The 20,037-nt window shown below is 56.0% G+C and carries 20 protein-coding genes; 15 read left to right on the top strand and 5 right to left on the bottom strand.

The genetic code is table 11. The features are described from left to right. Positions 1-103: 103 nt before the first annotated feature. Entirely contained in the window at positions 104-1,642 is a 1,539-nt protein-coding gene (murJ, locus tag HX773_RS02690; protein ID WP_176970318.1) for a murein biosynthesis integral membrane protein MurJ, read from the top strand. A gap of 299 nt (positions 1,643-1,941) precedes the next feature. Here the strand turns inward: murJ and flgN are convergent, their stop codons facing one another. The 3 genes from flgN to flgA all read right to left on the bottom strand — a co-directional run bounded on the left by flgN (position 1,942) and on the right by flgA (position 3,449). Next, positions 1,942-2,373, bottom strand: a complete 432-nt coding sequence (gene flgN, locus HX773_RS02685) for a flagellar export chaperone FlgN (protein WP_176970317.1) — start codon at positions 2,371-2,373, stop codon at positions 1,942-1,944. Between the two features lie 5 nt (positions 2,374-2,378). After that, positions 2,379-2,684, bottom strand: coding sequence for a flagellar biosynthesis anti-sigma factor FlgM (gene flgM, locus HX773_RS02680; RefSeq protein WP_007885819.1), 306 nt, complete (start codon positions 2,682-2,684; stop codon positions 2,379-2,381). A gap of 105 nt (positions 2,685-2,789) precedes the next feature. Further along, on the bottom strand, positions 2,790-3,449 hold the full coding sequence (flgA, locus tag HX773_RS02675) for a flagellar basal body P-ring formation chaperone FlgA (RefSeq protein ID WP_176970316.1): 660 nt from the start codon (positions 3,447-3,449) through the stop codon (positions 2,790-2,792). A 153-nt stretch (positions 3,450-3,602) separates the two neighbouring features. Here flgA and flgB point away from each other — a divergent pair, with 153 nt between their 5' ends. The 11 genes from flgB (at position 3,603) to flgL (ending at position 13,516) form a co-directional block, all read left to right on the top strand. Then, positions 3,603-4,016, top strand: a complete 414-nt coding sequence (flgB, locus tag HX773_RS02670) for a flagellar basal body rod protein FlgB (protein WP_008103091.1) — start codon at positions 3,603-3,605, stop codon at positions 4,014-4,016. 2 nt (positions 4,017-4,018) lie between these two features. Next, positions 4,019-4,423, top strand: a complete 405-nt coding sequence (gene flgC / locus HX773_RS02665) for a flagellar basal body rod protein FlgC (RefSeq protein ID WP_008103089.1) — start codon at positions 4,019-4,021, stop codon at positions 4,421-4,423. A gap of 12 nt (positions 4,424-4,435) precedes the next feature. Then, positions 4,436-5,110, top strand: a complete 675-nt coding sequence (flgD, locus tag HX773_RS02660) for a flagellar hook assembly protein FlgD (protein ID WP_176970341.1) — start codon at positions 4,436-4,438, stop codon at positions 5,108-5,110. A 25-nt stretch (positions 5,111-5,135) separates the two neighbouring features. After that, entirely contained in the window at positions 5,136-6,356 is a 1,221-nt protein-coding gene (gene flgE / locus HX773_RS02655; RefSeq protein WP_176970315.1) for a flagellar hook protein FlgE, read from the top strand. Between the two features lie 20 nt (positions 6,357-6,376). Then, positions 6,377-7,135 carry a flagellar basal body rod protein FlgF gene (locus tag HX773_RS02650; RefSeq protein ID WP_176970314.1) on the top strand — a complete coding sequence of 253 codons (759 nt, stop codon included), beginning with the start codon at positions 6,377-6,379 and terminating at the stop codon, positions 7,133-7,135. Positions 7,136-7,152: 17 nt separating this feature from the next. Beyond that, complete coding sequence (flgG, locus tag HX773_RS02645) at positions 7,153-7,935, top strand: flagellar basal-body rod protein FlgG (RefSeq protein WP_007885801.1); 783 nt, start codon at positions 7,153-7,155, stop codon at positions 7,933-7,935. Positions 7,936-7,998: 63 nt separating this feature from the next. Next, a complete protein-coding gene (locus HX773_RS02640) occupies positions 7,999-8,709 on the top strand; it encodes a flagellar basal body L-ring protein FlgH (RefSeq protein WP_176970313.1) in 711 nt (236 codons plus the stop codon). Positions 8,710-8,721: 12 nt separating this feature from the next. Then, the gene (locus HX773_RS02635) at positions 8,722-9,828 is read left to right on the top strand and encodes a flagellar basal body P-ring protein FlgI (RefSeq protein ID WP_304623158.1); all 1,107 of its coding nucleotides are present in this window, start codon (positions 8,722-8,724) and stop codon (positions 9,826-9,828) included. Further along, positions 9,828-10,769 carry a flagellar assembly peptidoglycan hydrolase FlgJ gene (gene flgJ, locus HX773_RS02630; RefSeq protein WP_176970311.1) on the top strand — a complete coding sequence of 314 codons (942 nt, stop codon included), beginning with the start codon at positions 9,828-9,830 and terminating at the stop codon, positions 10,767-10,769. Before HX773_RS02635 ends, flgJ begins: the two co-directional genes overlap by 1 nt. Positions 10,770-10,887: 118 nt before the next feature. After that, complete coding sequence (flgK, locus tag HX773_RS02625) at positions 10,888-12,534, top strand: flagellar hook-associated protein FlgK (protein ID WP_176970310.1); 1,647 nt, start codon at positions 10,888-10,890, stop codon at positions 12,532-12,534. Between the two features lie 19 nt (positions 12,535-12,553). Next, complete coding sequence (flgL, locus tag HX773_RS02620; RefSeq protein ID WP_176970309.1) at positions 12,554-13,516, top strand: flagellar hook-associated protein FlgL; 963 nt, start codon at positions 12,554-12,556, stop codon at positions 13,514-13,516. Between the two features lie 261 nt (positions 13,517-13,777). Here the strand turns inward: flgL and rne are convergent, their stop codons facing one another. Further along, positions 13,778-17,050, bottom strand: coding sequence for a ribonuclease E (rne, locus tag HX773_RS02615; RefSeq protein ID WP_176970308.1), 3,273 nt, complete (start codon positions 17,048-17,050; stop codon positions 13,778-13,780). Positions 17,051-17,622: 572 nt separating this feature from the next. Between rne and rluC the strand changes: the two genes are divergently transcribed. Continuing rightward, entirely contained in the window at positions 17,623-18,579 is a 957-nt protein-coding gene (rluC, locus tag HX773_RS02610) for a 23S rRNA pseudouridine(955/2504/2580) synthase RluC (RefSeq protein WP_176970307.1), read from the top strand. 11 nt (positions 18,580-18,590) lie between these two features. On the opposite strand, the gene HX773_RS02605 is transcribed toward rluC, so the two are convergent. Next, a complete protein-coding gene (locus HX773_RS02605) occupies positions 18,591-19,175 on the bottom strand; it encodes a nucleoside triphosphate pyrophosphatase (RefSeq protein ID WP_176970306.1) in 585 nt (194 codons plus the stop codon). A gap of 140 nt (positions 19,176-19,315) precedes the next feature. On the opposite strand from HX773_RS02605, the gene yceD reads away from it, so the two are divergent. Together yceD and rpmF are read left to right on the top strand one after the other, a co-directional pair. Further along, entirely contained in the window at positions 19,316-19,837 is a 522-nt protein-coding gene (yceD, locus tag HX773_RS02600; protein WP_007885785.1) for a 23S rRNA accumulation protein YceD, read from the top strand. A 14-nt stretch (positions 19,838-19,851) separates the two neighbouring features. Then, entirely contained in the window at positions 19,852-20,022 is a 171-nt protein-coding gene (gene rpmF, locus HX773_RS02595) for a 50S ribosomal protein L32 (RefSeq protein WP_007885783.1), read from the top strand. The last annotated feature ends 15 nt before the right edge of the window (positions 20,023-20,037 follow it).

The raw sequence follows: 20,037 nt of genomic DNA, 5'->3' as shown, positions 1-20,037 counted from the left end.
GCTGGTCATTTCCCGCCGTGGCAGTAGACTATCGCCGGACATCACGGGATGTCCGCGCTAAGTCGCTCATTTCTCCGACACTTTTCAGGATGCGCCACTCAATATGAATTTGTTGAAATCGCTGGCTGCGGTCAGTTCGATGACCTTGTTTTCCCGCGTACTGGGCTTTGCCCGCGATGCCATTGTGGCGCGCGTTTTCGGCGCAGGAATGGCAACCGATGCCTTCTTTGTTGCCTTCAAACTGCCGAACCTGCTGCGCCGTATCTTCGCTGAAGGCGCGTTTTCTCAGGCGTTCGTGCCGATCCTGGCGGAATATAAAAGCAAGCAGGGCGAAGATGCCACGCGTGTGTTTGTCGCTTACGTCTCCGGCTTACTGACGCTGGTGCTGGCGGTGGTGACCGTGTTAGGGATGATCGCCGCGCCCTGGGTGATTGTGGTAACGGCGCCAGGCTTTGCCGATACCGCCGATAAATTCGCCTTAACCAGCGCGCTGCTGCGCGTCACCTTTCCCTATATTCTGCTGATCTCGCTCGCCTCGCTGGCGGGCGCGATCCTCAATACCTGGAACCGTTTTTCCGTGCCGGCGTTTGCGCCGACGCTGCTGAACGTCAGCATGATTGGTTTTGCCGTCTTCGCTGCGCCGCATTTCAATCCGCCGGTGATGGCGCTGGCGTGGGCTGTGGTGGTGGGTGGCGTGTTGCAGCTGTTCTATCAGCTGCCGCATCTGAAGAAGATTGGCATGCTGGTTTTGCCGCGTCTGAATCTGCGCGATGCGGGCGTGTGGCGCGTAATGCGTCAAATGGGTCCGGCGATCCTTGGCGTGTCGGTTAGCCAGATTTCACTGATCATCAACACCATTTTCGCCTCCTTTCTGGTTTCCGGTTCGGTTTCGTGGATGTACTACGCCGATCGCCTGATGGAGTTTCCTTCCGGCGTGCTGGGCGTGGCGCTGGGCACCATTTTGCTGCCCTCGCTGGCGAAGAGTTTTGCCAGCGGCAATCAGGAAGAGTATTCACGGTTGATGGATTGGGGCCTGCGTCTCTGCTTCCTGCTGGCGCTGCCGAGCGCGGTGGCGCTGGGCATTTTGTCCGGGCCGCTGACGGTCGCGCTGTTCCAGTACGGAAAATTCACCGCTTTTGATGCTCTGATGACGCAGCGCGCGTTGATTGCCTATTCAGTGGGTTTGATGGGGCTGATTGTGGTGAAAGTGCTGGCACCTGGCTTCTATTCTCGTCAGGACATCAAAACTCCGGTGAAAATTGCCATCGTGACGCTGATTGTGACGCAGCTGATGAACCTGGCATTTATCGGCCCGCTCAAGCATGCCGGTTTGTCGCTGTCGATCGGTCTGGCCGCTTGCCTGAATGCTGCGCTGCTTTACTGGCAACTGCGTAAGCAGGATATCTTCCAGCCGCAACCAGGCTGGTTCAGTTTCCTGATCCGTTTGCTGATTGCAGTAGTGGTGATGGCCGCAGCACTGTTGGGTATTCTGCAGGTGATGCCGGCGTGGGAAGAGGGGCAGATGTGGTGGCGCTTGATTCGTCTGGCGGCGGTCTGCGCCATTGGCGGCGGCTCATACTTTGTGATGCTTGGTCTGCTCGGCTTCCGCCCGCGCGACTTCGCGCGCCGCACGCTGGTGTAAAATCATGCCCCTACGCAGACGGAAGTTTGTTTTGGTCCGGCGGTCCTCGCGCCGCTTCGCGGTACCTTCACTTCGTACGTCAGCCTGACGGATCGGCTCAGACGGGACTTCCTTGTCCCGGCTGAGCCTTTCGCCCGCGTCCTGCGGGCAAATCCTGGCTTCCTTTCTCCGTTCAGCGCTGCGGATGCCTGCCCAAAACACACTCCCGTCTGCTGCTTATCACTGGTGCGCTGTGCTTAAAAGCACAACAAAAAGGCCGCCATCCCAAAAGATAGCAGCCTCTTCAAACCCACTTTTTTCTACCCTTTACGACTCAGCGTCGCCTGACCTTTGCCTAAACCGTCCGGGCCATAAAACGCCTGGGTTTGATGCGGTCGCAATACTGCCAGTGCTTCGTTGGTAAAGCCGATCTGATGCTGCAACAAAATCCCGTTATGCGTATTGGCATCGCGCAAGCGGCGCGTGTGCTGCTGAATACGCATCCAGCGGCTTTCGCGATCGCTGTGATCACCATAGGGCGCCTGCGTGCCGAGGGTTTTCTCGGTGGTGCGGCGCATCTCGTCCAGATAATTCAACGTCGTCAGCAGCGCGCTTTTATCTTCAGAAATACGCTGCAGCATGTTGCCATTAACCTGGCCGGCAGAAAGTTGCTGTTGTTCTTCATCCATTACCACGGCAAGGGATGTCAGCACGTCCTGCATTTTGTCTAAGGTGATCAGCAAATTGTCCATTGGGATTAGTTACCCTCTAAATACGCCTTGGTATCGGCGATCAGCGCGTCGGCGATCTTACCGGTATCCATTTTCAATTCGCCATTACGAATGGCCGTCTTCAGCTGCTCAACGCGCGCTGTATTGATGTCTTTGCTGCCAGGCTGCATCAGTTGCGCCTGCGCGGTACTCAACTTCACTTCCGCACCGCTTTCGCTGGTGGTGCTGGCTGCTGGCGTCGCGCTCTGACGCACTTTGCCGCTGTTATCGTTGTTGTCGCGTGTTTGAACAGTGCTAACCGGATTCGTAGGCTGCGTTCTGTCGATGCTCATGGTAAGGCTCCTGTAAGGTCAGTTGGGGGTCAGCCAACTGAGTCAGCATAGGGTAATGTCTTTGTTGATATCTCTATCGGCAGAACAACAGGGTTCTTTAACGCTTTATAGCGATATCAGAATATTCCCATCCGCGTCGACGCGACCACTGACAACCTGACCATTTCCCATCCTCACGCGCACCATTTGTGCCGCGCTGGCGTTGTTCAGCGCACGTCCTTCGCTGCTGGCATTAAACCCGTTTCCACTGGCGACTACCATCACATTTTGACCGGCTTTCACGCGCCACGGCTGACGCACCATGGTGGCGGTAACCGGCTGTCCTGGCGGAATATCGCGCAGCGCGACCGCATCGATGACGCCGCTGCTATCCATCAATGCGCGTGCTGGCAGTTCATCGAGGCGTCCGGTTTCCAGACGCACGTCCGTCGGGCTGAGATTGCTGCCGCGCGCCACCTGACGGCTCGCCACCAGATATTGCCCGGTGACCTGTACCTGAACCTGCAGGAAACGACGATTTTGATCGCAGTTAGCGGCGATGCTGATGTTGCCCCACTGACGGCTATTGCCCGGCAGCTGCAGTTCAGGGGTTTCGCAGTCTGGCCACTGCGCCTGTGGCGTACGCACCACCACCGTCATGCCCGCGGCATGTTGTGGGTCGCGCGCTTTAAAAAATTGAGTCAACTGCGCGGTAAGGTCCGCGGCAGAGCTGGGTAGCGCCAGTGCCAGCAAAAGTGTGGCTAGCAAGGTGGAATATCTGCGCATAACGCCTCCTGACGAGAAGATGGCACTGAGTCTACGCCTCGCGCAAAAAAATCAATGTCAAAAATAGCCGTCATTTTTGCTGCTATTCAGACGATCACCCTTGCATTTGTCCACTTAAGCTGTCAGCTCGAAATTCTCATTCGCGGAGGAAGCATGCTCGACAAACTCGATGCCGCGCTGCGATTTGGTACTGAAGCGTTAAACCTACGTGCTCAGCGTCAGGAAATCCTGGCGTCAAACATTGCCAACGCCGATACCCCGGGCTACCAGGCTCGGGATATCGACTTTGCCAGCCAACTGAGCAAGGTGATGCAAAACGGTCGCGCCGAAGGCAGCAGTCTGGCGCTGAATGTGACGTCCTCACGCCACATTGAAGCGCAAACCAACTCTCAGCCGTCACTGGATCTGCTGTACCGCATTCCCGATCAACCCGCCGCGGATGGCAACACCGTGGATATGGATCGCGAACGTACGCAGTTTGCTGATAACAGCCTGAAATACCAAACCGATCTCACCCTCATCAGTAGCCAGATCAAAGGCATGATGAGCGTTCTGCAGGGGCAATAAGCATGGCATTGCTGAATATCTTTGATATCGCCGGTTCTGCGATGACAGCGCAATCACAGCGCCTCAACGTCAGCGCCAGTAACCTGGCCAACGCCGACAGCGTAACCGGCCCAGATGGCCAGCCTTACGTGGCGAAGCAGGTGATTTTCCAGACCGACGCCGCACAAGGTGCAGCGACCGGCGGCGTGAAGGTCGCTGGCGTGGTGAACGATCCTACTCCAGCAAAACTGGTGTACGACCCAGGCAATCCGCTGGCGGATCAGAAGGGCTACGTCAAGATGCCAAACGTTGATGTTGTGTCCGAAACCGTCAACACCATGTCCGCGTCGCGCAGCTACCAGGCCAACGTTGAAGTGCTGAACACGGTGAAGTCAATGATGATGAAAACCCTCACCATGGGTCAATAACGGAGAGACATGATGGGCATTGCAGTAGGCGTAAATGATTCACTCGACCCAACAGTGCTGAGCTCCTCCAGCAGCTCAGGCACGGGTAACAGCGCGCAAGATTTGCAGAATCAGTTCCTGACCATGCTTGTTACACAGCTGAAGAACCAGGATCCCACCAATCCAATGGATAACAGCCAGCTGACCACGCAGTTGGCACAGATCAACACCCTAAGCGGTATTGAAAAACTGAATACCACGCTGGGATCGATCTCCGGTCAGATTAGCTCTAGCCAGTCGTTGCAGAGCGCGACCTTGATTGGTCACGGCGTGATGGTGAACGGCAGCCAGGTTCTGGTCGGCAGCGGCACTACTACGCCATTTGGTGTGGAACTGACCACCGCGTCAACCGCCACCACCGCCACCATCAAAGATGCCAGCGGCGCTACCGTTCGCACCATCGATTTGGGGGCGTTAACGGCAGGCGTGCACACCTTCTCATGGGATGGCACCTTGACCGATGGCAGCACCGCACCGGATGGCAAATATACCGTTTCACTGGCCGCCAGCAATGGCAGCACCCAATTGGTGGCACAACCGCTTAACTATGCCTACGTCAATGGCGTCAGCACAGTGGATGACACCGCAAAACTGGATCTCGGCACCATGGGCTCCGCAACCCTCGATGAAATTCGTCAGATTCTCTGATTAACCTTTTAGCAGGAGAAATACTATGTCTTTTTCACAAGCGGTGAGTGGTCTGAGTGCTGCCTCCAGTAACCTCGACGTCATCGGTAACAACATCGCCAACTCCGCCACAGCCGGTTTTAAATCCAGCACCATTTCGTTTGCCGACATGTTTGCCGGTTCAAACGTCGGTATGGGTACTAAAGTTGCTGCGGTGATTCAGAACTTTAACGACGGTACGACCACTACGACCAGTCGTGGCCTGGATGTGGCACTGAGCGGCAACGGCTTCTTCCGTATGACCGACACCAGCGGCGCGGTCTACTACTCACGTAACGGCCAGTTCACACTGGATGCCAACCGTAACCTGGTTAACACGCAAGGCTTATCCGTAACCGGCTATCCCGCTACCGGTACGCCGCCAACCATTCAGACCGGTGCTAACCCGGTTGCGCTGAGTGTACCGACTACCCAGATGTCAGCCCGCGCGACCAGCACGGCGACTCAGGTTGCGAACCTCAACTCCACCAGCACCGCGCTGGATGACACCAAGTTCGATGCGTCGGCGGTTGATACCTATAACGCCAAAAGCACCGTGACCGTTTATGACTCACAGGGTAACGACCACGCGCTGGATTTGTACTACGTCAAAACCGCGGATAACAGCTGGTCAGTGCACGCGATTGATTCCACTACCGGTAAAAGTGCCGGTAATTTTGATGTTGGCTTCGACGCCAGCGGCAACATGACCAGCCTGGGTGGCGTCAATGGCGCAACGACCGTTGGTCTCTCGATTGATGGCAGCAATGGCGCCGCAGCGGGCCAGGCTATCACGCTGAACATGAGCGGCAGCCTGCAGCAGAACACCGGTGCGACCACCTTTGGTAACCCAACGCAGGATGGCTATGCGCCAGGCGATCTGACCAGCTACGCCATCAACGATGACGGCACCATCACCGGTACTTACTCCAACCAGAAAACCCAGCTGCTGGGCCAGGTTGTGCTTGCCAGCTTCTCAAACCCGGAAGGCCTGAAGTCTGAAGGCGACAACGTCTGGTCTGCGACCAGCTCTTCGGGTCAGGCAGCGATCGGTTTGGCTAACACCGGCACCTACGGTTCTCTGACCGCTGGCGCGCTGGAAGCGTCTAACGTCGATATGAGCCAGGAACTGGTCAACATGATCGTGGCACAGCGCAACTATCAGGCTAACGCCCAGACCATCAAAACTCAGGACCAGATTCTTAACACCCTGGTTAACTTACGTTAATTCGCTAACGGGATTGCTTTATGGATCACGCAATATATACCGCCATGGGCGCGGCCAGTCAGACGTTGGATCAGCAGTCGGTGACGGCCAGCAACCTCGCCAACGCCTCAACGCCGGGCTTTCGTGCTCAGCTCAACGCGTTGCGCGCGGTGCCGGTCAGCGGCTGGTCGTTGCCGACGCGTACGCTGGTTGCCGCTTCCACGCCGGGCGCCGATATGTCACCGGGCTCAATGGATAACACCGGCCGCCCGCTGGATGTGGCCGTACAGCAAGATGGCTGGCTGGCGGTGCGGACCGCTGACGGCTCGGAAGCGTATACCCGCAACGGCAACATGCAGATCAGCTCGACCGGTATTTTGACCATTCAGGGCAATCCCGTGATGGGCGATGGCGGTCCGATCGCCATACCGCAAGGTTCCGAACTGACGGTGGCCGCCGACGGTACCATCACCTCGCGTAATGCCGGTGATGCACCCAACGCCACGGTGCAGATCGGCAGGCTGAAACTGGTACGCGCCACCGGCACTGAGCTACAGCGTGGTGATGACGGCATGTTCCGTCCTACCCAGCAAGCGCAGGCGACGCGCGGTGCTGCGCTGGCGAATGATGCCACCGTCTCCGTGATGCCCGGCGTGCTGGAAGGCAGTAACGTCAAGCCGGTTGAAACCATGGTCGATATGATCGCCAACGCCCGACGTTTTGAGATGCAGATGAAAGTGATCTCCAACGTCGATGAAAACGAACAAAAAGCTAACAGCTTGCTCAACATGAGCAGCTAAGGCGTAAGGAAAACACCATGATTCGTTCTTTATGGATCGCCAAAACCGGTCTTGACGCTCAGCAAACCAACATGGACGTCATCTCCAACAACCTCGCGAACGTGAGCACCAACGGCTTTAAACGTTCGCGCGCGGTATTTGAAGATTTGATGTACCAAACCCTGCGTCAGCCGGGCACCCAGTCGTCGGAGCAAACCACGCTGCCGTCTGGCCTACAGATCGGTACCGGTGTGCGTCCTGTCACCACCGAACGTCTGCATCAGCAGGGTAACCTGTCGCAGACCAGCAACTCGAAAGACGTGGCGATCAACGGCCAGGGTTATTTCGAAGTGCAGATGCCAGACGGCACCTCGGCGTATACCCGTGATGGTTCATTCCAGGTTGACCAGAACGGTCAGCTGGTGACCAACGCCGGTTATCCGGTTCAGCCAGGCATCACCATTCCGGCCAACGCCACCAGCATCACTATCTCGCGCGATGGCGTGGTGAGCGTGACGCAGCAGGGCCAGACCAACCCGGCGCAGGTCGGTCAGCTGACGCTGAGCACCTTCATGAACGATGCGGGCCTGAATAGCCAGGGTGAAAACCTCTATCAGGAGACGCAGGCATCCGGTGCGGCGACGCAGAGCACGCCAGGCCAGAACGGCGCGGGTCTGCTGTATCAGGGTTATGTCGAAACCTCGAACGTCAACGTGGCGGAAGAGCTGGTCACCATGATTCAGACGCAGCGCGCCTACGAGATCAACAGTAAAGCGATCAGCACCTCCGATCAGATGCTGGCGAAGTTAACCCAGCTGTAATGCTGGTGTCGTTGGGCCAGCTTCGCTGGCCTGATTAAGCAACATGAATAAGGTTAGAACTCCGTGGCGAAGCAAGTGATTCTCAAGCCTGGTCATTGGTTGGTAGCCACGCTGCTACTCACTCTTAACGGTTGTGCGCTGGTTCCGCGCACGCCACTGGTGCAAGGGGCGACAACGGCAGAGCCGACGCCATCCGCACCGCCGGTGGTGAACGGTTCCATTTTTCAGGGCGTCGCACCGCTGAACTACGGCTATCAGCCGCTGTTTGAGGATCGCCGTCCACGCAACATTGGCGACACATTGACGATCACCTTGCAGGAAAACGTCAGCGCCAGCAAAAGTTCTTCGGCCAACGCCAGCCGCGATGGCAGCAACAGTTTTGGTGTGACAGGGGTACCAACCGGCCTGAGCGGTCTGGTGGGTGCCGGTGGCGAAAAAGCCACGCTGGATGCCAGTGGCAAAAACGACTTCGCCGGCAAAGGTGGCGCGACGGCCAATAACACCTTTACGGGCACCATCACCGTCACCGTCAATCAGGTGTTGTCGAACGGCAACCTGCGCGTGGTGGGTGAGAAACAGATCGAAATTAACCAGGGCACCGAATTCATCCGGTTCTCGGGCGTGGTTAACCCGCGCACCATCAGCGCCAGCAATGCGGTGCTGTCGACCGCGGTGGCCGATGCACGTATTGAGTACGTCGGAAATGGTTATATCAATGAAGCGCAGACGATGGGCTGGTTCCAGCGTTTCTTCCTGAACGTCTCGCCGATGTAAGAGGTATTAAGAATGAATATGACGACTCTGCTCCGCCTGAGCCTCTGCTTGCTGCTCGGTTTCAGCGTGCTGGCGCATGCTGATCGCATCCGCGATCTGACCTCCGTACAGGGCGTGCGCGACAACCAGCTGATCGGTTACGGCTTGGTGGTGGGCCTTGATGGCACCGGTGACCAGACCACACAAACGCCGTTCACCACGCAAACCGTGAGCAACATGCTCTCCCAGCTGGGTATTACGTTGCCAGCCGGTACCAACATGCAGCTGAAAAACGTGGCGGCGGTGATGGTTACCGCCAAGCTGCCGACCTTTGCGCGTCAGGGCCAAACCGTCGACGTGGTGGTCTCCTCGCTGGGTAACGCCAAAAGTCTGCGCGGCGGTACGCTGCTGATGACGCCGATGAAAGGCGTCGATAACCAGGTTTATGCGCTGGCGCAGGGTAACATTCTGGTCGGCGGCGCAGGCGCTTCGGCCGGTGGCAGCAGCGTGCAGGTTAACCAGCTGAACGGTGGCCGCATTACCGGCGGTGCCACGGTAGAGCGTGAACTGCAGAGCAACTTTGGTAGCCAGAACACCATTAACCTGCAGCTGAATAATGAAGACTTCAGCATGGCGCAGCGCATTGCCGACGCCATCAACAGCCGTGGCATTGGTTCGGCGCAGCCGCTGGATGCCCGTACCGTGCAGATCCGCGTGTCGCCGAATAACAGTTCTCAGGTGCGTCTGCTGGCCGAAATTCAGAACCTCGATGTTTCGGTGCCGCTGGAAGATGCCAAAGTGATTATCAACTCACGTACCGGTTCGGTGGTGATGAACCGCGAAGTGACGCTGAACACCTGTGCGGTGGCGCAGGGCAATCTGTCGGTTACCGTCAATCAGCAGCAGAACGTCAGTCAGCCGGATACACCGTTGGCGGGTGGTCAGACTGTGACCACCAACAACACCCAGATCGATCTACGTCAGAGTGGCGGCGCGCTGCAACGGGTTAACTCCAGCGCCAACCTCAATAACGTGGTGCGTGCGCTGAATGCGCTGGGTGCGTCACCGATTGAGCTGATGTCGATTTTGCAATCGATGGAAAGCGCAGGCTGCTTGCGCGCCAAACTGGAAATTATCTGATGAACGATACGCAATCGCTGGTCAATGCGGCGTACGACAGCCGCTCGCTGAACGACCTGAAACGCGAAGCCGCCGCCGACCCGAAAGGGAAGGCGATGCAGGTGGCCAAGCAGGTAGAAGGGATGTTCGTGCAGATGATGATGAAAAGCATGCGTGCAGCGCTGCCGCAGGATGGCCTGCTGAGCAACGATCAGACGCGGCTTTTCACCTCGATGTACGATCAGCAGATTGCGCAGGACATCGGCAAACGCGGTCTCGGCATGGCCGATATCATCGTTAAGCAGATGCAGCCCGCTCAGGAGCCGGACGAAACCGCCGGTACGGTGCCGATGAAGCTGGATAACAGCTTCATCTATAGCAACCTGCCGTCGAATCAGCTGGAGCAGATGGTGCGTAAAGCGGTGCCGCGTTTGCCGGTCTCGCCCAGCAGTTTGCCGAGCGACAGCAATGACTTTATCGCGCAGCTGGCGCAGCCGGCGCAGGTCGCCAGCCAGCAGAGCGGCATCCCGCATCACCTGATTCTGGCGCAGGCCGCGCTGGAATCCGGTTGGGGCCAGCGACAGATTCTGACGCGCGACGGCAAGCCGAGTTACAACGTGTTTGGCATCAAGGCAAGCGGCGACTGGAAGGGCGAAACCACCGATATCATGACCACCGAATACGAAGGCGGCGAAGCGAAGAAAGTGCGCGCCAGTTTTCGTGTTTACGGTTCCTATATGGAAGCGCTCAGCGATTACGTCAAACTGCTTTCCAACAATCCTCGTTATGCCGCCGTTGCCAACGCACCGAGCGCCGAGCAGGGCGCGCGTGCCTTGCAGGCCGCCGGTTACGCTACCGATCCAAAGTATGCGCAGAAACTGGTGGGAATGATCCAGCAATTCAAAAACATGGGCGAAAAAGTGGTGAAGGCGTACAGCAACGACATCACCGATTTGTTCTGATTTTTGCTCTCAAGTTTCACTTAAGCACGCCGATAACAATCACATGCCGCGGGCGTTCTCGTCCGCGCAATCGCACTGATGACTGCCAGCCCGGTTAACGGGAAATTAAGGAACCGAGATGTCCAGCATAATTAACTCAGCGATGAGTGGACTGAGCGCCGCACAGGCTGCATTAAGCACCACCAGTAACAACATCAGCAATTACACGGTAGCGGGCTATTCGCGTCAGACTATTCTGTTAAGCCAGGCCAACAGCACGCTCTCCGGCAGCAGCTACTACGGAAATGGTGTCAACGTGACCGGTGTGCAACGTGAATACGATCAGTTCATTACCGCGCAATTGCGTGGCGCGAGCGCCAATTACAGTGCGGTGAACACCCAATATTCGCAGATCTCCAATATCGACGATCTGCTCTCTACCTCGACCACCAGCCTGTCGACGTCGATCCAGAACTTCTTCACCAACGTGCAGAGCGTGGTGAGTAACGCAGATGATCCGTCAGCACGTCAGTCGATGCTGAGTTATGCGCAAGGCCTGGTGAACCAGTTCCAGACCACCGCGCAGTATCTCAACAACATGCAGAGCAGCGTCAATACTGATATTGGCTCCAGCGTTGATCAGATTAATACCTATACCAAACAAATCGCTGATCTCAACACGCAGATTGCCAAGCTGACCACCGGCGGTGGCACGGCGCCAAACGACTTACTCGATCAGCGCGATCAGCTAGTCAACAACCTGAATAATGTGGTTGGCGTCAGCGTGTCGCAGCAGGATGGCAGCTATGTAGTTTCTATGGGCAGCCTGACGCTGGTTAACGGCAAAAACACCACGCAATTGGTGGCGATGCCTTCCAGCAGTGACCCATCGCGCACCACGGTTGGTTATGTTGATAAGTTGGCGGGTAACGTTGAAATCCCGGAAAAAACCCTGACCACCGGTTCGCTCGGCGGTTTGCTGGCGTTCCGTACGCAGGATTTGGATACCGCGCAGAATCAGCTCGGTCAGCTGGCTGCCGCGTTCACCACCAGTTTCAACGCAGTGCAAACCCAGGGTTACGACAGCAACGGTAATCAGGGAACCGATTTCTTCACCATCGGCAGCCCAACAGTTGTCAGCAATAGTAAGAACACCGGCAGCGCTACAGTCAGCGCGGCCTGGTCAGACAGCAGCGCCTTAAAAGCTTCGAACTACACCGTAAGCTATGACGGCAGCAACTGGTCTGTGACGCGTATGTCGGACAACGTGAAAATCACTCCGACGCAAGGCACGGATGGCAGCGGCAATACTACCTTGAGCTTCGATGGTCTTGATCTGACGGTCAGCGGCAGCGCGAGTGCTAAAGATAGCTTCCTGGTGAAACCGGTACAGAACGTGGTCGCCGGCATGACAGTAGCGATTACCGATGAGTCGCAGATTGCAGCGGCATCGTCTGCGACCAGCGGTGAGAGTGATAACACCAACGCGCAAAAAATGCTGAACCTGCAGGACGCCAACCTGGTGAACGGCAATGCCACCATTGCGCAGGCTTACGCCAGTATCGTCAGCACCATCGGTAACAAAACCAGCTCGCTGGAAACGGCAAGCACCACTCAGGAAAACGTGGTTAATCAGCTGACCGATCGTCAGCAATCCGTTTCCGGCGTTAACCTCGATGAAGAGTACGCCAACCTGACTAAGTATCAGCAATTTTACATGGCTAATGCGCAAGTGCTGCAAACGGCCAGCACCATTTTCAATGCGCTGATGGACATCCGCGGCTAAGCAGAGAGGATAAAAGCCCATGCGTTTAAGTACTAATATGATTTTTAACCAGCAGGTGCGCGGGATTACCGATTCGCAGTCTTCCTGGTTGAAAGTGGGAGAGCAGCTTTCTAGCGGCCGCCGCGTCAGTAATCCCTCTGATGATCCGATTGCCGCCGCGCGTTCTGTGGTGTTGTCACAGTCACAGGCGCAAAGTAGCCAATATGCCACGGCACGCAGTTACGCCGATCAGAGCCTGTCGATGGAAGAGAATGCCCTCTCCAGCGTCACCAGCAGTATTCAGGATGCGCAGACGCTGATCGTTTATGGCTCAACCGGTACGCTGAGTGATGATGACCGTGGTTCAATTGCCACTCAGTTAGAAGGCATCCGCGCGCAGTTACTCAACCAGGCGAACAGCCAGGATGGCAACGGTCGCTACATTTTTGCTGGTTATAAAACTGATACCGCACCGTTTACCGATTCCGGTACTGGCGTGACGTACACCGGCGGCACTGATGCTATTTCGCAGAAAGTGGACTCCAGCCGCACCATGACGGTGGGCGATACCGGCGACTCGGTATTTATGTCGATCACCGGCAACGCGAAAGCCGAGCCCGATAACAGCGCCAGCGAAACCAACCTGTTTAACATGCTGGATAGCGCAATCGCAGCGCTGAAAGTTCCGCAGGATGACGCTGATGCCGCGACGAAACAGACTTTCCAGGATGCACTGGACAAGACTAACCGTGGTTTGAGCAACTCTCTGAACAACGTGTTAACCGTGCGCTCTGCTGTGGGTACAAAGTTAGCTGAACTGGATACGCTGGATGCGCAGGGTGACGATCGTGACACCATCATGGCGTCGCAGATGAGTGATTTGGTTGAGGTCGATTACACCTCAGCGATCTCCAGTTACACCATGCAACAGACGGCACTGCAGGCGTCGTATAAGACCTTCACCGATATGTCGCAGATGTCACTGTTCCAGCTTAATTCGTAACTGACCTGAACCTTTGAGCGTACTTTAACCGGGTGCGCTTAGTTTCTCCCACCGCCTTTCGGGGCTGTGGGATTTTTTTTGCCCGTTATTCAGGTCGCCATGAATGGCGTAAGGTTGTCAGCGTAAATCGGTCGCCATAAATGGCGACCCTACAGTGGTTTGGTGTCATGCCGCGCATCGTAGGGGCGCCATTTATGGCGACCGCAGGCAATAAAAAACCCCGGACTGGCCGGGGTTTGATGTTTACTGACTTGCTAGAGCTTACGCGCTTTCCGGACGGGTTGCCGGGGCGGTTGCCTGATGCGTCGCGCTGTGACCACCGGCTGAGCCGCGGCCCTCGAAGCCAAAGGCTGGACGGACCCAGTCGCTGTTGCGAACCGGTTCAGGTTCCCACGCCGGTGCCGGTGCTTTGGTCATCGGTGCGGTAGCGTGATGCTTGAAGCGCGTCTCAACCGTGGCCACTGCAGTATCACGTGCCGCAACCGGCGCATGAGGTTCAGTGACTGGCGTGACTTCGGCTTCAGCCGTGACTGGCGCAGCCAGCACATCTTCAACCTGCGCTTCAACTGCTGGCGAAACATCCGCCGGCGCCTGCTCAACAACAGCAGCCACTTCACTTACTTCAGGCTTGGCTTCTTCAACCACGGCAGCCGGTTCCGCTTCAGCCGCGGTTTCCTGTGCAACCTGTTCGTCAGCAGCAGAGATCACTGATGGCTCTTCATTTACGGGCGCGGCAATCGGCGTGACGTCATCAGTATTCACCACTGGTACATCGGTATGTGCCTGCGGTTCAACCTGATGCACGGCTTCCTCAGCGGCAACCTGTTCAACGGCCGGTTCAACAGCTGCAACGGCAGCGGGTTGAGCCTCGGCATCGGTGGTTTGCTGGTAGCCGTAATCCGACACTTCATGCATCGCATCTTGTGTGCTGTACTCTTCCTGCGCTTGCGCAACCGGGTAAGAAATCCACACTTTGCCTGACGCCATTTCTGGTGAGGCAGCAGCAGATTCCAGCGGCATTGCAGACTGCGTTGGGTAACGCTCGTCACGATAACGACGACGACGTTGACCACTCACGCGCAGGTGACGCGGTGAACGACGTGAACGGCGCGGCATGTTGGCGCTATCACGGTTATCGCTATCATCTTGCTCGTCATTGCTGGCTTCAGGATGTTCGTTGTACTGAGCGCGCGGCGCAGTTTCAACGGCAGCTTCATGCACCACTGGCGCTGCGGCAGCAATTTCAGTGGTATCGCCCACACGCACGCGCTGTGACAGCTGACGCTGCTTACGACGCGGCATGACCTGAACGCGTTCTTCTTCCTGCTCAACGTTTTCGTCAACGACAGGTGCCTGAACAACCGGTTCAGCGGCTTTCTGATCCTGCTGCTGAGTGCGCTTCTCTTCCTGACGACGACGCTGGCGATCGGCACGCTGTTCGCGGCGCTGTTGCTGCTGCTCATCACGTTGCTCAAGCGCTTCATCGCTCAGGACTGGACGCGCTTCACGCGGCTCGTTCTGACGCTTGTTGCGACGGTTGTCCTGATTATCACGCGGTTCGCGGGCTTCACGCGGCTCACGTGCTTCACGCGGCTCGCGCGGTTCACGGCCTTCGCGCACCTGACCGTTCTCACCATTACGCGGAGTACGTTCACGACGGTTGTTGCGACGGTTGTTATTGTTACGACGTTCGCCACGCTGCTGGGTATTTTCAGATTCAGCGGCAGCAACGGCTGGGGTTTCTTGCTGGGTTTCAGCAGGAGCCGCAGCAGGCGCATCACCGGCAAACAGTTTCTTCAATCCATTCAGCAGGCGAGCCACGAAACCAGTTTGAGTTACCGCAGGCGCAGCAACTGCTGGTTTGGTTTTCACTTCTGCTGCTGCTGGCTGAGGCTCTTTCACCACTTCAACCGGCGCAGGCGGCGCATCAGGCATCGCGAAGGCGGCCAGTGCTGGCTGCTCCGGACGACGACGCTCAGCGTGCTCTTCTTCAGAAGGCAGCGCCATTTCCGCTTCGTGCAGTTTCGGTAAGTGATAGCTCAGCGTTTGCGTCTCTTCGCCGGTGCGAACACGCAGTACCGAGTAGTGTGGCGTTTCCATCTGATCGTTTGGCACGATGATGGCACGCACGCCGCCCTGGCGTTTTTCGATGGCGCTAACGGCATCACGCTTTTCGTTCAGCAGGTAAGAGGCGACCTGAACCGGAACAATGGCATGCACTTCTTTGGTGTTGTCTTTAAGCGCTTCTTCTTCAATCAGACGCAGAATAGACAGCGACAGCGATTCGTTATCACGAATGGTGCCGGTTCCGCTGCAGCGTGGGCAGACGTGATGACTGGATTCACCCAGTGATGGGCTCAGACGCTGACGCGACATCTCCAGCAAACCGAAGCGTGAAATGTGGCTGATCTGAATACGCGCACGATCCTGACGCACCGCTTCACGCAGACGGTTTTCCACCGCGCGCTGGTGGCGCACTGGCGTCATGTCGATGAAGTCGATAACGATCAGGCCGCCGAGATCGCGTAGACGCAGCTGGCGAGCGATCTCATCGGCCGCTTCCAGGTTGGTGTTGTACGCGGTTTCTTCGATATCACCGCCGCGAGTCGCGCGTGCGGAGTTGATATCAATTGCCGTCAGGGCTTCGGTGCTATCGATAACAATCGATCCGCCTGATGGCAGACGCACTTCACGCTGGAAGGCGGATTCAATCTGCGATTCGATTTGGTAGTGGCTGAACAGCGGGATTTCACCGGTGTAGAGTTTGATTTTGCTGCTGAAGTCCGGACGACCAAGTGCAGCAATGTGCTGACGGGCCAGTTCCAGTACTTTTGGATTATCGATAAGGATTTCACCGATATCCTGACGCAGATAGTCGCGGAAGGCGCGCACGATCACGTTGCTTTCCTGATGGATCAGGAAAGGCGCCGGGCGGCTGTCTGCGGCTTTCTTAATGGCTTCCCAATGCTTCATACGGAAGCTGAGATCCCACTGCAGTGATTCGGCAGATTTGCCTACGCCCGCAGTGCGGACGATTAATCCCATGCCGTCTGGAAGTTCCAGTGCGGAAAGTGCTTCTTTTAATTCGGTACGATCGTCGCCCTCAATGCGGCGTGAAATACCACCGGCACGTGGGTTGTTCGGCATCAATACCAGATAGCTACCGGCCAGAGAAATAAAGGTGGTCAGTGCTGCACCTTTATTACCGCGTTCCTCTTTATCAATTTGAACGATAACTTCCTGACCTTCACGCAGCACATCTTTGATATTCGGACGACCATGTGCGTTGTAATTGGCGGGGAAGTATTCGCGGGAAATTTCTTTCAGAGGGAGGAAACCGTGACGTTCTGCACCGTAATCGACAAATGCAGCTTCAAGGCTGGGTTCAACGCGGGTGATTTTACCTTTGTATATGTTGGCTTTTTTCTGTTCGTGTCCAGGACTTTCAATATCCAGATCGTACAGACGTTGTCCATCAACCAGGGCAACGCGCAACTCCTCCTGCTGAGTTGCGTTAATTAACATTCTTTTCATCGTGACTTACTCGTTATTCTCACATGAGTGATCTAGCTGCGGGCATCGTTACCCTGGACGAGAATCAACCGATGGCCCCGTGTCTTAATGCACTGACGTCAACCTCACGGTTGTCGGCGGCTAAAGGGGCGCAAATCTTGTCGGTGGCCTGTTTTTCATAAGGAAATCCAGCGCCTGAAGGTGGAAATGTTACAGAGTATTCAAAAATCCACACATCCTAGTCTGTCGTCCAGGCCGCAACCCGCAGCCCGCTAAGTGCCTGATTTAACATTACGTCTTACGCCATTGCTGCGTGTCCGTTCAATCCGGCAAAATGACTTATTTCGCTCTTTTTCCTGCCTGAATCTTTCCAGGGCAGAAACCCCTGCATTATTCCATTGCTAACCAACATTAAGCAAGGCGACTTTTGCCAAGCTGAGAAGTTTATTCATCCATAACCTGTTCATTTGCAGGGCTAATCATCGCATCGCTGAAAATGTCGCCATTTTCACCGTTTCATCACGCGACAAAGAGAGAGTTAAGCACAGAAAAAGGGGTGGCGCTATCCAGGTACACTAATTAGAATCGCCGCCATGAAAACAGAGAATCCCGGCGTACAGTATGTCGCCATCACGGCTGAAAATGCCGGACAACGAATTGATAACTTTTTGCGCACCCAGCTCAAGGGCGTGCCGAAAAGCATGATTTATCGCATTTTGCGTAAAGGCGAAGTGCGGGTGAATAAAAAGCGCGTCAAACCGGAATATAAGCTGGAGGATGGTGACGAGCTGCGTATTCCGCCGGTGCGGGTTGCCGAGCGCGAAGAGAATACGGTTTCACCGAAGCTGGATAAAGTCGCGGCGCTCACCAACGCCATTCTGTATGAAGATGATTACCTGATGGTGCTGAATAAGCCGTCGGGCACCGCGGTGCACGGTGGCAGCGGATTAAGTTTTGGCGTGATTGAAGGGCTGCGTGCGTTGCGTCCGGAAGCGCGTTTCCTTGAGTTAGTCCATCGTCTCGATCGTGATACTTCCGGCATCCTGCTGGTGGCGAAGAAGCGTTCTGCTTTGCGCTCGCTGCATGAGCAACTGCGCGAGAAGGGCATGCAGAAGGATTACCTGGCGCTGGTGCGCGGTGACTGGCCGTCGCATCTGAAAGTGGTGCAGGCTCCGCTGCTGAAGAACATTTTGCAGAGCGGCGAACGCGTGGTGCGCGTGAGTGCGGAGGGCAAACCTTCCGAGACGCGCTTTAAAGTAGAAGAGCGTTTTGGTTTCGCGACTCTGGTGAAAGCCAGCCCGGTAACGGGCCGTACCCATCAGATTCGTGTGCATACGCTGCACGGCGGCCATCCGATCGCTTTTGACGATCGTTACGGCGACCGCGACTTTGATGCGCAATTGGGTTCGACAGGCTTATCGCGTCTGTTCCTGCATGCGGCAGCGTTGACTTTCACCCATCCCAACACCGGAGAAGTGCTGCGGATGGAAGCGCCACTGGATGGCGCACTGAAACATTGCCTCGCACAACTGCGTCAGAAAAAAGCCTGATGACACGGGCATCAACACAAGGCGTTGATGCCCACCGCTCTTAACATCTCATCCAGCGCGATCAGCGGTAAGCCAATCAAGGTATTGGGATCGCGACCTTCCAGCCTGTCAAATAAACAAATCCCCAATCCTTCGCTTTTGAAACTGCCGGCGCACTGCAGCGGTTGTTCCTTTTCGACGTAGCCGCGAATCTCTTCGTTACTCAATTGGCGGAAATGCACGGTAAAGGGCTCGCAAATGACCGATTGTTTGCCGCTCTGCGGTTGCACAAGCGCCAGGCCGGTATAAAAGGTGATGGCGTTGCCGCTGGCGGCCGCGAGTTGCTGGCAGGCCTTCTCCACGGTATGCGGTTTACCGGTTATCTCGCCATTCAGCACACAAACCTGATCGGAACCGATAATCCAGCTGTCCGGGTAACGTGCGGCCAGCGCCTGCGCTTTGGTTAATGCCAGCCGCTGCACCAGCTCGGAGGCCGATTCATGCGGCAGCGGGGATTCGTCGCAATCGGGGGCGGCGGTTATAAAAGGCAGGCCCAGTTTGCTTAGCAGCGCCTGACGAAAAGGGGAGGTAGAGGCTAAAACCAAAGGTGTCGTCATTTTTTTTCAGAATAGATAGCGTAAAGATGACAGTCATTTTAAACTATGCGCCGCACTGGATGCGACTAACGGGTGAAAGATGCCGTAAACCGGCCTTTTTCTTTGACTCTATGACGTTACAAAGTTAATATGCGCGCCCTATGCAAAAGGTAAAATTACCCCTGACGCTCGATCCGGTCCGCGCCGCGCAAAAACGCCTTGATTATCATGGTGTTTATGCACCTGAATTGGTGGCGCGCTTGGCCGAAACGGTCGTGAGTGTGGACAGTGAAGTTGAATGCGATATGTCGTTTGCGGTTGATAACCAGCGCCTCGCCGTTCTGCAAGGAACAGCAGAAGTGCAGGTGACTCTGTCATGTCAACGCTGCAACCAGTCGTTTCCACGTCATGTTCACGTAAGCTATTGCTTCAGTCCTGTCTCTTCTGATGAACAGGCCGAGGCACTACCGGAAGCCTACGAGCCAGTTGATGTCAATGATTTTGGTGAGATCGACTTGCTGGCAGTGATCGAAGATGAGCTCATCCTCGCGCTGCCCGTGGTTCCGGTGCATGATTCTGAACACTGTGAAGTGTCCGACGCGGACATGGTATTTGGTCAATTGCCTCCAGAGGCAGAAAAACCAAATCCCTTTGCCGTATTAGCCAGTTTAAAGCGTAAGTAATAGGAGTAAGGTCCATGGCCGTACAACAGAATAAACCAACCCGTTCTAAGCGTGGTATGCGTCGTTCACACGATGCTCTGACCACTGCTGCTCTGTCAGTAGATAAAGTTTCTGGCGAAACTCATCTGCGTCACCATATCACTGCGGATGGTTACTACCGCGGTCGCAAGGTTATCACCAAGTAATCCTCGCGATTACAC

It is taken from the genome of Pantoea sp. B9002 (genome assembly GCF_013385945.1).
Taxonomy (GTDB): domain Bacteria; phylum Pseudomonadota; class Gammaproteobacteria; order Enterobacterales; family Enterobacteriaceae; genus Pantoea.
This window is presented reverse-complemented; position numbering and strand designations above follow the sequence as displayed.

Excerpts from the sequence above, each read along its gene's own strand:
- murJ (WP_176970318.1), top strand. The coding sequence starts at position 104 with ATGAATTTGTTGAAATCGCTGGCTGCGGTCAGTTCGATGACCTTGTTT.
- flgN (WP_176970317.1), bottom strand. The coding sequence starts at position 2,373 with ATGGACAATTTGCTGATCACCTTAGACAAAATGCAGGACGTGCTGACA.
- flgM (WP_007885819.1), bottom strand. The coding sequence starts at position 2,684 with ATGAGCATCGACAGAACGCAGCCTACGAATCCGGTTAGCACTGTTCAA.
- flgA (WP_176970316.1), bottom strand. The coding sequence starts at position 3,449 with ATGCGCAGATATTCCACCTTGCTAGCCACACTTTTGCTGGCACTGGCG.
- flgB (WP_008103091.1), top strand. The coding sequence starts at position 3,603 with ATGCTCGACAAACTCGATGCCGCGCTGCGATTTGGTACTGAAGCGTTA.
- flgC (WP_008103089.1), top strand. The coding sequence starts at position 4,019 with ATGGCATTGCTGAATATCTTTGATATCGCCGGTTCTGCGATGACAGCG.
- flgD (WP_176970341.1), top strand. The coding sequence starts at position 4,436 with ATGGGCATTGCAGTAGGCGTAAATGATTCACTCGACCCAACAGTGCTG.
- flgE (WP_176970315.1), top strand. The coding sequence starts at position 5,136 with ATGTCTTTTTCACAAGCGGTGAGTGGTCTGAGTGCTGCCTCCAGTAAC.
- HX773_RS02650 (WP_176970314.1), top strand. The coding sequence starts at position 6,377 with ATGGATCACGCAATATATACCGCCATGGGCGCGGCCAGTCAGACGTTG.
- flgG (WP_007885801.1), top strand. The coding sequence starts at position 7,153 with ATGATTCGTTCTTTATGGATCGCCAAAACCGGTCTTGACGCTCAGCAA.
- HX773_RS02635 (WP_304623158.1), top strand. The coding sequence starts at position 8,722 with ATGAATATGACGACTCTGCTCCGCCTGAGCCTCTGCTTGCTGCTCGGT.
- flgJ (WP_176970311.1), top strand. The coding sequence starts at position 9,828 with ATGAACGATACGCAATCGCTGGTCAATGCGGCGTACGACAGCCGCTCG.
- flgK (WP_176970310.1), top strand. The coding sequence starts at position 10,888 with ATGTCCAGCATAATTAACTCAGCGATGAGTGGACTGAGCGCCGCACAG.
- flgL (WP_176970309.1), top strand. The coding sequence starts at position 12,554 with ATGCGTTTAAGTACTAATATGATTTTTAACCAGCAGGTGCGCGGGATT.
- rne (WP_176970308.1), bottom strand. The coding sequence starts at position 17,050 with ATGAAAAGAATGTTAATTAACGCAACTCAGCAGGAGGAGTTGCGCGTT.
- rluC (WP_176970307.1), top strand. The coding sequence starts at position 17,623 with ATGAAAACAGAGAATCCCGGCGTACAGTATGTCGCCATCACGGCTGAA.
- HX773_RS02605 (WP_176970306.1), bottom strand. The coding sequence starts at position 19,175 with ATGACGACACCTTTGGTTTTAGCCTCTACCTCCCCTTTTCGTCAGGCG.
- yceD (WP_007885785.1), top strand. The coding sequence starts at position 19,316 with ATGCAAAAGGTAAAATTACCCCTGACGCTCGATCCGGTCCGCGCCGCG.
- rpmF (WP_007885783.1), top strand. The coding sequence starts at position 19,852 with ATGGCCGTACAACAGAATAAACCAACCCGTTCTAAGCGTGGTATGCGT.